Source organism: Amycolatopsis vancoresmycina, from assembly GCF_000716785.1.
GTDB classification, from domain to species: domain Bacteria; phylum Actinomycetota; class Actinomycetes; order Mycobacteriales; family Pseudonocardiaceae; genus Amycolatopsis; species Amycolatopsis vancoresmycina.
Genome location: NZ_JNYY01000002.1, coordinates 290018 through 301921, shown reverse-complemented (window position 1 = coordinate 301921; position 11904 = coordinate 290018). Strand labels below are relative to the sequence as shown.

The following is an 11904-nucleotide window of genomic DNA, read 5'->3' as shown; positions in this document are numbered from 1 at the left end:
AACCTGTGGACAGTGTGGATAACACGGTGAATGAGTTATCGCTGCCCGTGACCCCGCGGCCAGATGGGTGGCACAAAACGCCCAAAACCGACCCTAAACCTCCAGTTGGTACCGAGCGTGAAGACAGCGCTGCTCCGAACGAGGCGCCCATGACGGGCCGCGATCTCGCGCACGCGGCGCTCGAAGCCGCGAAGGCGAAGGCCAAGGAGCGGGGCACCTCACCCGGCCGCCGCCGCCCCGCGACCGGCGGCGGACAGCACCCCCGGCGTCGCCGCTGGTCCGGACCGGGCGCCGACGCGCGCGACCCGCAGCCGCTCGGCCGCCTGGTGTCCCGGCTGGTCAGCGACCGCGGCTGGAACGAGAGCGTCACGAGTGCCCGCGTCTTCGCGCAGTGGGCGCGGCTGGTCGGCGAAGACGTCGCCGAACACGCGCAGCCGGTCGCGCTGAAGGACGGCGAACTCACCGTCCGCGCCAGCTCGACGGCGTGGGCCACCCAGCTCCGGTTGCTGCAGGGGAAGCTGCTGCACAAGATCGCGGCGGGCGTCGGCAACGGCGTCGTCAAGCGGATGCGGATCCAGGGCCCGACCGCCCCGAGCTGGCGGAAAGGGCCCCGGCACGTGCCGGGCCGCGGCCCTCGTGACACGTACGGCTGACCCGGGTTGCGCGATGCTCCGTTGAGTGGGCCGAGAACGCATCCAGACCTCCCGAGATACGTCAAGACTCGGCTCGAACCGATTTCGTCCGTCTGTGACGCGTTCAGGGGTGTCCTTGCCGCATGTCAGCGGACGCGGCCAAGTACACTGGAGGAGAGCGAGCGTCCGCTCGGGCGAGACGAGGAGAAACAACGCCGGTGACCGAGAACAAGAGCGAGTACAACGCGTCGTCGATCACGGTGCTCGAAGGCCTCGAAGCGGTCCGCAAGCGCCCCGGCATGTACATCGGTTCCACCGGTGAGCGCGGCCTGCACCACCTCGTCCAGGAGGTCGTCGACAACTCCGTCGACGAGGCGATGGCCGGGTACGCCACCAAGGTCGAGGTTACCCTCCTCGCCGACGGCGGGGTGCGCGTCGTCGACGACGGCCGCGGCATCCCGGTCGACATGCACCCCAAGGAGCAGAAGCCGACCCTCGAGGTCGTCCTCACCGTGCTGCACGCGGGCGGCAAGTTCGACAGCGACTCCTACGCGGTGTCCGGCGGCCTGCACGGCGTCGGCGTCTCCGTGGTGAACGCGCTGTCGAAGAAGCTCCTCGCCGAGGTCAAGTACGGCGGCCGCAGCTGGCGCCAGGAGTACACCGACCAGATCCCGGGCCCGCTCGAGGACCTCGGCCCGGCGGCCGAGACCGGCACCACGATCACCTTCTGGGCCGACGGCGACATCTTCGAGACCACGACGTACAACTTCGAGACCATCTCGCGCCGGCTCCAGGAGATGGCGTTCCTCAACAAGGGGCTGACGCTGTCCCTGCGCGACGAGCGCGTCGCCGACGAGGAGGCCGAAGAGGACGCCGAGGGCAAGGTCGCGCGGGTCAAGGAGAAGACCTACTGCTACCCGGGCGGGCTCGAGGACTTCGTCAAGCACATCAACGGCAGCAAGGACCCGATCCACCCCAGCGTGATCTCCTTCGACGCCAAGGGCACCGGCCTCGAGGTCGAGGTCGCGATGCAGTGGAACACCGGCTTCACGCCGTCGGTGTACACGTTCGCCAACACGATCAACACCCACGAGGGCGGCACCCACGAAGAGGGCTTCCGCGCCGCGCTGACCCGCGTCGTCAACTCCTACGCGCGCGACAAGAAGCTGCTCAAGGAGAAGGACGCCAACCTGACCGGCGACGACGTGCGCGAGGGCCTCGCCGCGATCGTCTCGATCAAGCTGGCCGAGCCGCAGTTCGAGGGCCAGACCAAGACCAAGCTGGGCAACAGCGAGGCCAAGACGTTCGTGCAGCAGACGTCGAACGAGTGGCTGGCCGACTGGTTCGAGCGCAACCCGACCGAGGCGAAGACGATCATCAACAAGTCGATCTCCTCGGCCCAGGCCCGGATGGCCGCGCGCAAGGCGCGTGACCTGGTCCGCCGCAAGGGCGCGCTGGAGATCGGCGGCTTGCCCGGCAAGCTCAAGGACTGCCGGTCGACCAACCCGGAGGAGTGCGAGCTCTACATCGTCGAGGGTGACTCGGCCGGCGGCTCGGCCAAGGAGGGCCGGGACTCGATGTACCAGGCGATCCTGCCGATCCGCGGCAAGATCATCAACGTCGAGAAGGCCCGCATCGACCGCGTCCTCAAGAACACCGAGGTCCAGTCGCTGATCACCGCGCTGGGCACCGGCATCCACGACGAGTTCGACATCGCGAAGCTGCGCTACCACAAGATCGTGCTGATGGCCGACGCCGACGTCGACGGCCAGCACATCACCACGCTGCTGCTCACCCTGCTGTTCCGGTTCATGACCCCGCTGATCGAGCACGGCCACGTCTTCCTGTCGCGGCCGCCGCTGTACAAGATCAAGTGGCCCCGGATGGAGCCGGAGTACGCCTACTCCGACCGCGAGCGCGACGCCGTCATCCAGGCGGGCGTCGAGGCAGGCAAGAAGCTGCCGAAGGACGACGCGATCCAGCGCTACAAGGGTCTCGGCGAGATGAACGCCGAGGAGCTGTGGGAGACCACGATGGACCCGGCCAACCGGCTGCTGGGCCAGGTCACCCTCGACGACGCCGCCCAGGCCGACGAGCTGTTCTCGGTCCTGATGGGCGAGGACGTCGAGGCCCGCCGCTCGTTCATCACGCGCAACGCCAAGGACGTGCGCTTCCTGGACGTGTAGGCGTCCCCCGTTCCTCGCCCCGCTAGGCATCCGCACCCGAGAAGGACCTCATGACGGAAACTCTGCCGCCGGCTCCGGACCACGACCGGATCGAACCGGTCGACATCCAGCAGGAGATGCAGCGCTCCTACATCGACTACGCGATGAGCGTCATCGTGTCGCGCGCGCTGCCGGACGTCCGTGACGGGCTCAAGCCGGTGCACCGGCGGGTCCTGTACTCGATGTTCGACTCCGGCTTCCGGCCGGACCGCGGGTACAACAAGTGCTCGCGCGTCGTCGGCGACGTCATGGGCAACTACCACCCGCACGGCGACTCGGCGATCTACGACGCACTGGTGCGGCTCGCCCAGCCGTGGTCGATGCGGTACCCGCTGATCGACGGCCAGGGCAACTTCGGCTCGCCGGGCAACGACCCCGCGGCCGCCATGCGGTACACCGAGTCCCGGCTCGCGCCGCTGGCCATGCAGATGCTGGCCGACATCGAAGAAGACACCGTCGACTTCTCGGACAACTACGACGGCCGGACGCAGGAGCCCGACGTCCTGCCGTCGCGGTTCCCGAACCTGCTGGTCAACGGCGGTTCCGGGATCGCGGTCGGGATGGCGACGAACATCCCGCCGCACAACCTGCGCGAGGTGTCCGAAGGCGTCGTCTGGGCGCTGGAGAACCCCGAGGCGACCGACGACGAGCTGCTCGCCGCGCTGCTGGTCCGGATCAAGGGCCCGGACTTCCCGACCAAGGCGATGATCCTCGGCACGTCCGGCATCGAGGACGCCTACCGCACCGGCCGCGGCTCGGTCCGGATGCGCGCGGTCGTCGAGGTCGAGGAGGACGCGAAGGGCCGCACGATCCTGGTCGTGTCCGAGCTGCCGTACCAGGTCAACCCGGACAACCTGGTCGAGAACATCGCGAACCTGGTCCGCGACGGCAAGCTCACCGGCATCGCCGACATCGCGGACGAGTCCAACAGCCGTTCCGGCATGCGGATCGTCGTCACGATCAAGCGGGACGCGGTCGCGAAGGTCGTGCTGAACAACCTGTTCAAGCACACCCAGCTGCAGCAGAACTTCGGCGTCAACATGCTGGCGCTGGTCGACGGCGTGCCGCGCACGCTGCGGCTCGACCAGATCATCCGGCACTACGTGAAGCACCAGGTCGAGGTCATCGTCCGGCGGACCAAGTTCCGCCTGAAGAAGGCCGAAGAGCGGGCCCACATCCTGCGTGGGTACGTCAAGGCGCTGGACATGCTCGACGAGGTCATCGCGCTGATCCGGCGGTCGCCCTCGGCGGACGAGGCCCGGCCGGCCCTGATGGAGCTGCTGGACGTCGACGAGATCCAGGCGACCGCGATCCTCGACATGCAGCTGCGCCGCCTGGCCGCCCTGGAGCGCCAGCGGATCATCGACCAGCTGGCCGAGATCGAGCTCGAGATCGCCGACCTGAAGGACATCCTCGAGAAGCCGGAGCGGCAGCGCGCGCTGATCCGCGACGAGCTGATGGCGATCGTCGACAAGTACGGCGACGACCGGCGCACGAAGATCATCGGCTTCAGCGGCGACGTGACCGACGAGGAACTGATCGCGGTCGAGGACGTCGTCGTCACGATCACCCGCACGGGTTACGCCAAGCGGACGAAAACGGATCTGTACCGGTCCCAGAAGCGCGGCGGCAAGGGCGTGCAGGGCGCGACGCTGAAGCAGGACGACATCGTCCAGCACTTCTTCGTCTGCTCGACCCACGACTGGATCCTGTTCTTCACGAACAAGGGCCGCGTGTACCGGACGAAGGCGTACGAGCTGCCCGAGGCCAACCGCAACGCGCGCGGCCAGCACGTGGCGAACCTGATGGCGTTCCAGCCGGACGAGCAGATCGCCCAGGTCATCGAGATCAAGAACTACGAGGTCGCGCCGTACCTGGTGCTCGCGACCAAGCGCGGCCTGGTGAAGAAGACCAAGCTCACGGACTTCGACTCCAACCGCTCCGGCGGCCTGATCGCGATCAACCTGCGCGAAGGCGACGAGCTGGTCGGCGCGGTGCTGGCGGCGGCCGAGGACGACCTGCTGCTGGTGTCGGCGGAGGGCCAGTCGATCCGCTTCCACGCGACGGACGAGGCGCTGCGCCCGATGGGCCGCCCGACGTCCGGCGTGATGGGCATGCGCTTCAACGACGGCGACGAGCTGCTGGGCATCAGCGTGGTCAAGGAGGGCAAGTTCCTGCTGGTCGCGACCGACGGCGGCTACGCCAAGCGCACGGCGATCGAGGACTACCCGGTCCAGGGCCGCGGCGGCAAGGGCGTGCTCACCATTCAGCACGACCGCAAACGTGGCAGGCTGGTGGGTGCACTCATCGTCGACGCCGAGGACGAGCTGTACGCAATCACCTCGAGTGGCGGCGTGATCCGCACACCGGCGGGCGACGTCCGCAAAGCGGGACGGCAGACGAAGGGGGTCCGGCTGATGAATCTCGGCGAAGGAACCACTCTTCTCGCGGTCGCACGCAACGCGGACGAGCCCTCGGACGTCGCCAATGGTGAAGCGCCCGAGGACGCTCCGGCTCCGGAAGCACCTGAGACGGGTGAAGGAACAACGGCGCAGTAGCGCCCCACGGCACGGGTAAGGACTGACTCTTCGTGACACCATCCGAGAATCCCGAGGCAGCGGGTTCGAACGGAACGCCGGCGAGCCCGCCCTGGCAGCGGGTAGACAAGGAAGGCGACGCCGAAGCGACGGTCAAGCTGGCCACGGAGGAGGCCGCACCGCCGGCCCCCGCCGTGGTGACGGGCAGCGCGGCCCCCCGCCTGTTCGGAGCCTCGGACACCCCACCCCCAGCCGGCTCCGGCGAGGTCCCCCCGGCATCAACGCAGCGAGCCCGCCCGAGCGCACTGCGCCGCCCAGGCCGCGGCCCGCGCCGCGCGTCACTGCAGGTGAAGCGGTTCGACCCGTGGTCGGTCCTGAAGCTGTCGCTGGTACTGGGCGTGGCGATGTTCTTCGTCTGGCTGGTGGCGGTCGGGGTCCTGTACACGGTCCTCGACGGAATGGGCGTGTGGGACAAGCTGAACGGAACGTACTCATCCCTGGTGGGCGGCGAGGGCGCGAACGCGTCGTCGGAGCCCCTGATCAGCGCAGGCCGAGTGTTCGGCATCGCGGCGATCCTGGGAGCGATCAACATCGTGTTGGTGTCAGCGCTGGCGACGGTGAGCGCGTTCATCTACAACGTGTCAGCGGACCTCGCGGGAGGCTTGGAGGTCACCCTGTCGGAACGAGAGTGACCCGGTTGCAGGGCTCCTTCGGGGGTCCTGTAAGGTTCTCCTCGTTCAAGGGCCTATAGCTCAGGCGGTTAGAGCGCTTCGCTGATAACGAAGAGGTCCCAGGTTCAAGTCCTGGTAGGCCCACGCAGGTCAAAGCCCGGTTCGCGTCTCGCGGACCGGGCTTTTGCGTGACCTGAGTGACATGCGGGGTGCTCGTCAGTCCGGTGCCCCAGAACCCGTTTGCCGCGGACCTCATCGACGCCTGGACGACACGCCGGCTGGTGGCCGTCCTGCAGCTCTGCGTGGAGAAGGGCGTCGACCTGCTCTTCTGCTGACGGCCGGTCGTTGGCTCCTCTGGGGTTGAAAGGTCATGGGGCTATTCGCGATTTGTTGGAAGACGAGGGGCCCGGATACAGGTCAGCCCTGCCGGGAAGAGAAAGACCGGCAGGGCTGAGCAGTCACGGTCGGCGCGCCGCACGGTCGCCTCTCGGCGAGTGGCTCATCGCGGCTCCAGCCTGACGGAACTCCGCGAAGGCGATGGTGTGAGGCCCGGGGGACACGGTGGGCACACCGACCACTTCGTGCAACGAGACCACCCGGTGCGGTATTTCCCCTCCCGTGTGACGTGCGTTACCAGTGGTTCCACGTGGAACCACGTGCCACCCGCTCCGGCCCCGTGCAGTAACATCGCGGGGTAAGGGAAGCAAGCTGAGAAGGGGGCTTCGGTGAAGAAGCTGCTGGCACTCGCGGTCATCGCGGGCGGCGTCCTGTTCGTCGTCAAGCGCAACAAGGCCGCCAAGGCCGAGGCCGACCTCTGGCGCGAGGCGACCGCTCCGGTGCCCTCCACCAACGGCACCACCCCGGCCAAGCCGGCGGGCGCTTCCCACAACTGATCTCCGCGCGGGCGGCGAAGCCGCTCGCGTCCGGGGCTGTAGCTCAATTGGTAGAGCACCGCCTTTGCAAGGCGGGGGTCAGGGGTTCGATTCCCCTCAGCTCCACACCCCGAACGGCCCGCACCAGCGTGCGGGCCGTTCGCGTACCCGGGTCAGACTCGTGTCAGGTCGGTGTCAGGCCGTCCCCCGAGAGTCCTTCTCATGACAGACCTGGCGATCACGGCCTCCGGACTGCGGAAGGCCTACCAAGACAAAACCGTCCTCGACGGCGTGGACCTCGAGGTCCGCGCGGGCAGCATCTTCGCCCTGCTCGGCCCGAACGGCGCCGGCAAGACCACCACCGTTAACGTCCTCACCACCCTCGTGAAGCCCGACGCCGGCCAGGTTCGGGTGGCCGGGCACGATCTCGGCACCGAGGCCAAGGCCGTGCGGGCCGCCATCGGGGTCACCGGGCAGTTCGCCGCCGTTGACGAGTTGCTCACCGGGCAGGAAAACCTGCAGCTCATGGTCGATCTCAGCAGGAAAGCCACCCACCGGTCCGTTGGCGACCTGCTGGAGCGCTTCGAACTCACCGAGGCCGCCAAGAAGCCCGCCTCGACCTACTCCGGCGGGATGCGCCGGAAGCTCGACCTCGCCATGACTCTCGTCGGGAACCCGCGGATCATCTTCCTCGACGAGCCGACCACCGGCCTCGACCCGCGCAGCCGGCGGACCATGTGGACGATCATCCGTGACCTCGTCGCCGACGGTGTCACCATCTTCCTCACCACCCAGTACCTCGAGGAAGCCGACCAGCTCGCCGACCGCATCGCCGTGCTCGACCAGGGGCGGCTGGTCGCCGAGGGCACCGCCGACGAGCTCAAGCGGCGGATCCCCGGGACCCACGTCCGGCTCCGGTTCGCCACCGACGATGCACTCGACGCCGCCGCGCGGGTCTTGGCCGGGTCCACAAAGGACGACGATGTGCTGCGGGTTCCCAGCGATGGTGGCACGAAATCGCTTCGGTCCCTTTTGGACCGGCTGGACGAGTACGCGCTCAGCGCCGACGAGTTCTCCGTGCACACCCCCGATCTCGACGACGTCTTCCTCGCCCTGACGGGCCACGCCACGGAGGTTTCCGCAAAATGAACTCGATCGTCATGCTTCGCCGCAACTTCAAGCACATCGCCCGGAATCCGGTCTCCGTCTTCAACGCGGTCCTGATGCCGATCGTGATCATGCTGATGTTCGTCTACATGTTCGGTGACGCCTTCAGCGTCGGCGTGGACTACGTCGACTACGCCACGCCCGGGCTGATGCTGCTGGCCGTCTGCTACGGGCTCGGCGCCACCGCGACCGCCGTCAACTCCGACATGACCAAGGGCATCATCAACCGCTTCAAGGTCATGGACGTCTCCCGCGGCGCGGTGCTGACCGGGCATGTCGTCGCCAGCGTGCTGACGAACCTGGTCGCCATCGCGGCCCTGCTCGGCGTGGCCTTCCTGCTGGGCTTCAGCCCTGCGGCGGGCTTCCTCGACTGGCTCGGCGCGGTCGGTGTCGTCGTCCTCCTCGGGTTCGCGACCGGCTGGCTCACGATCGCGCTGGGCCTGGCCGCGAAGACCCCGGAAACCGCGGGGCTGGCGTCGGTGCCGCTGGTCATGCTGCCGTTCTTCAGCAGCGCGATCGTGCCCGCCGACAAGATGGGCCCCGGCCTCAAGCAGTTCGCGGAGTACCAGCCGTTCACGCCGATCATCGAGACGCTGCGCGGGCTGCTCAACGGGACGCCGGCCACCGGCACCCTGCTCGCCGCGCTCGGTTGGTGCGCCGGGATCGCCGTTGTCGGCTACCTGTGGGCTTCGGCCACCTTCAAGAAGCGAGCGTGACGCCGGCCAGCTCGCGCCAGCTCGCCGCCGCCCCCTCCCGCGTCGCCTCGGTGAACCCTTCGTCGCCGAGGCGACGCCGGGTGCTTTCCTCGATCCGGGCGACGTCCGGGTGCGACCGGTCCGGCAGGCCACGGACACCCGTGCTCGCCCCGAGCAGCCGGGCGGCTTGCTCGTCCTGCCCGGCGCGCACGGCGAAGTCCGCGAGTCCGACGAGCACATGCGCGATCGTGAGCGGGTGCCCCGACTCCGAAGCGGCGTCGAACGCTGCCGCGCGGTGCTTCCGGGCTTCCCCGAGGTCCTCGGCGAGGTAGCCGAGCAGGTCCTGGGCCAGCGCCTGGACGCTCGGGTGCTGGGCGTCGTCGCCCATCATCGTCGTCGCGACGTCGAGCTGGCGGCGGGCTTCGGTGGCGTCGCCGCGCCAGCGGGCGAGTTCCGCCTTGGTCAGCGCCAGCTCGGCCAGTGCGTTCGGCCAGGCCACGCGCTCGGCGGTCCGCTGGGCGTCGGCCATCGCCGCCGCGCCGGCTTTCTCGTCGCCCAGCAGCCAGTACAGCTGCGCCTGCCGGGACCGCATCCGGACGACGTCCTCGATGGCGCCGACCTCGGTCACCACCTCGATCGCCTGCTCGTAGTACTCGCACGCGCCGTCGAACTCGCCGCGCGCGGCGATGCGGTCGGCCAGTTCGGTCAGCGCGAACGACGTGCCCCACCGCTCGCCGAGCGCGCGGAACTCGGCGACCGCCGTCTCGAGGAGCGCGTCCGCGGCCCGGTCACCGTGGCCGAACTGGATGCGCATCTTCCCCAGCTGCAGCCGGGCCACCGCGCGGACCCACGGGTCCTCGTCGGCGAGCAGCGGTTCGAACGCCGTCAGGGCCGCCTCCGGTCCGTGCAGCAGGCGTTCCAGCGAGCCGGCGAACCGCAACGCCAGCCGCGGATTGGCCACCCGCAGGCTGATTTCGTGCGCCCGGCGGATCCAGTCCTCGGCCCGGTACTCGTCGCTCTGCTGCCCGGACGTCACGAACTGGACGACGAACGTGTAGACCACGCCGCGGATTTCGTCCGGGACCTCGCCGGGCAGTGCGGTGGCCGCCATGACCAGCTCGTTGCCCTCCGCGCGGTGCCCCGCGAGCCACCAGAACCAGCCGGCGGTCGCCGCGAGCCGCATGGCTTCGGCCGCTTCGCCGGCTGCGAGTGCTCCTCGCATCGCCGCGGCGATGTTGTCGTGCTCCGCCTCCAGCGTGGCGAGCCAGCTCAGCTGCGCCGCACGGCGCAGGTGCGGCTCCGCTGTTTCGGCGAGCTCGGTGAAGTACGCGAGGTGCGCGCGGCGGGCGACGTCGGTCTCGCCCGCTTCCGCGAGCCGTTGTCCGGCGTACTCCTTGATCGTGCCGAGCATCCGGTAGCGCTCGCCGACGACGACCACCAGCGACTTCTCGGTCAGCGAGGTCAGCAGGTCGAGCACGTCGCCGCCACCGCAGACCCGCTCGGCCGCTTCCAGGCTCGCGCCGCCGGCGAACACCGAAAGCCGGCGCAGCACCACGCGTTCGGCGTCGGAGAGCAGCTCCCAGCTCCAGTCGATCACCGCGCGCAGCGTCCGGTGCCGGGGGAGCGCGGTGCGGCTGCCGCCGGTGAGCAGGCGGAACCGGTCGTCGAGCCGGTGCGCGAGCTGGTCGAGCGACATCGTGCGCAGGCGGGCCGCGGCGAGCTCGATGGCCAGCGGCATCCCGTCCAGCGCGCGGCAGACGCGGGCCAGGGTGCGGGCGTCCGCCGTCAGGTCCTTGCGCACCGCGCTCGCCCGGTCCCGCAGCAGCCGGACGGCGGGCGCGGCCTCGATTTCGGCGTCGTCGGCGTCTTCGGCGGGCAGGACCAGCGGCGCGACCTGCCACAACGCCTCCCCGGTGATGCCGAGCGGTTCGCGGCTCGTCGCGAGGATCCGCAGCCGCGGGCACTCCCCGAGCACCCGGTGCGCGAACTCCGCCGCGGCCTCGATGACGTGCTCGCAGTTGTCCAGTACCAGCAGCATCGAACGCTCGCGCAGGGCGGCGACGACCCGGTCCGTCGGCTCGGCGTCCGGTGCCTCGCCGACGAGCGAGTCGCGCAGCTTGAGCGCGCCGAGCGTCGCCTGGGCGACGTCACCGTCGGCGCCGATCGCCGCCAGCTCGACCAGCCACGCGCCGTCCGGGAACTCGCCGAGCAGCGTGCGCGCGGTTTCCGTGGCCTGCCGGGTCTTCCCCGAGCCGCCCGGCCCGATCAGGGTGGTGAGCCGGTGGCCGGCGACGAGCTCGCGGACCGCGGCGAGGTCGGCGTCCTTGCCGACGAAGCTGGTGAGCTCCTCCCGCAGGTTGGTCTTCCGGGTCTCCTCGCGGCGGCCGAGCTCGCCGCGCAGCAGCGCGACGTGCACCTCGGCCAGCTCCGGGGACGGGTCGACGCCCAGGGTGTCGGCCAGCGTTTCCCGCGTGCGCTCGTACACGAGCAGCGCGTCGGTGTCCCGGCCGTTCGCGACGAGCGCGCGCATCAGGGCGGCGACGAGCCGTTCCCGCATCGGGTTCGCGGCCACCAGGTCGGTCAGCTCGGTGACGAGCTCCGCCCCGACCTCGCCGTCGAACCGGTCTTCCAGTGCGGCGAGACGCAGCCCTTCGAGCCGGGTGACGGCGGCGCCGAAGGCCGCGCTTTCCGGCAGGTCGACGTCCTGCACGGCCGGACCGCGCCAGAGGGCGAGTGCCTCGCGCAGCCGCCGCGGATCGCCGTCCGTGCGGGCCTGGCCGACGAGCCGTTCGAACCGCACGGCGTCGACGTCGTCCGGAGCCACCACCAGCCGGTAGCCGGTCGGCCGGCTGTCGACCGCCCCCTCCGGCAGCGCCTTCCGCAGCCGGGAAACCAGGCGCTGCAATGCGTTCGGCGCTTCGGCGGGCGGGTGCTCGCCCCAGATCCAGTCGACGAGCGTCCCCTTCGGGACCACCTGGCCCGGTTCTAGCGCGAGGGCGACCAGCAGCCCCCGCAGGCGGGCGCCCGGGATCTCGGCGAGCGCGCCGTCGTCCGTGCGCACTTCGAAGGGCCCCAGAATCCCGATCTGCACCCGGCCGATCTTGC

General features: G+C 69.7%; 8 protein-coding genes and 2 tRNA genes. 9 read left to right on the top strand and 1 reads right to left on the bottom strand.

The window, feature by feature from the left end; translation table 11 throughout:
* Positions 1–149 precede the first annotated feature (149 nt).
* The 9 genes from OO60_RS07000 to OO60_RS06965 all read left to right on the top strand — a co-directional run bounded on the left by OO60_RS07000 (position 150) and on the right by OO60_RS06965 (position 8820).
* The gene (locus OO60_RS07000; RefSeq protein WP_033261035.1) at positions 150–653 is read left to right on the top strand and encodes a DciA family protein; all 504 of its coding nucleotides are present in this window, start codon (positions 150–152) and stop codon (positions 651–653) included.
* 197 nt (positions 654–850) lie between these two features.
* On the top strand, positions 851–2818 hold the full coding sequence (gyrB, locus tag OO60_RS06995) for a DNA topoisomerase (ATP-hydrolyzing) subunit B (RefSeq protein WP_003100596.1): 1968 nt from the start codon (positions 851–853) through the stop codon (positions 2816–2818).
* A 50-nt stretch (positions 2819–2868) separates the two neighbouring features.
* Positions 2869–5415 carry a DNA gyrase subunit A gene (gene gyrA, locus OO60_RS06990; protein ID WP_003100599.1) on the top strand — a complete coding sequence of 849 codons (2547 nt, stop codon included), beginning with the start codon at positions 2869–2871 and terminating at the stop codon, positions 5413–5415.
* 32 nt (positions 5416–5447) lie between these two features.
* Positions 5448–6086 carry a DUF3566 domain-containing protein gene (locus OO60_RS06985; RefSeq protein WP_033261034.1) on the top strand — a complete coding sequence of 213 codons (639 nt, stop codon included), beginning with the start codon at positions 5448–5450 and terminating at the stop codon, positions 6084–6086.
* A 49-nt stretch (positions 6087–6135) separates the two neighbouring features.
* Positions 6136–6209 (top strand) — tRNA-Ile (locus OO60_RS06980).
* Between the two features lie 581 nt (positions 6210–6790).
* Complete coding sequence (locus OO60_RS47080; protein ID WP_003100602.1) at positions 6791–6958, top strand: DLW-39 family protein; 168 nt, start codon at positions 6791–6793, stop codon at positions 6956–6958.
* 32 nt (positions 6959–6990) lie between these two features.
* A tRNA-Ala gene (locus tag OO60_RS06975) sits at positions 6991–7063 on the top strand.
* 96 nt (positions 7064–7159) lie between these two features.
* A complete protein-coding gene (locus OO60_RS06970; RefSeq protein WP_033261033.1) occupies positions 7160–8086 on the top strand; it encodes a daunorubicin resistance protein DrrA family ABC transporter ATP-binding protein in 927 nt (308 codons plus the stop codon).
* Positions 8083–8820 carry an ABC transporter permease gene (locus OO60_RS06965; protein ID WP_003100610.1) on the top strand — a complete coding sequence of 246 codons (738 nt, stop codon included), beginning with the start codon at positions 8083–8085 and terminating at the stop codon, positions 8818–8820. Before OO60_RS06970 ends, OO60_RS06965 begins: the two co-directional genes overlap by 4 nt.
* Here OO60_RS06965 and OO60_RS06960 read toward each other — a convergent pair.
* Positions 8804–11890 (bottom strand): ATP-binding protein, encoded by a 3087-nt coding sequence (locus OO60_RS06960; protein ID WP_003100611.1) that lies wholly within the window; start codon positions 11888–11890, stop codon positions 8804–8806. The genes OO60_RS06965 and OO60_RS06960 overlap by 17 nt on opposite strands.
* Positions 11891–11904: the final 14 nt, after the last annotated feature.

Bases quoted from the DNA above. Each gene is read 5' to 3' on its own strand.
- gyrA (WP_003100599.1), top strand. From the start codon at position 2,869: ATGACGGAAACTCTGCCGCCGGCTCCGGACCACGACCGGATCGAACCG.
- OO60_RS07000 (WP_033261035.1), top strand. From the start codon at position 150: ATGACGGGCCGCGATCTCGCGCACGCGGCGCTCGAAGCCGCGAAGGCG.
- OO60_RS06965 (WP_003100610.1), top strand. From the start codon at position 8,083: ATGAACTCGATCGTCATGCTTCGCCGCAACTTCAAGCACATCGCCCGG.
- OO60_RS06970 (WP_033261033.1), top strand. From the start codon at position 7,160: ATGACAGACCTGGCGATCACGGCCTCCGGACTGCGGAAGGCCTACCAA.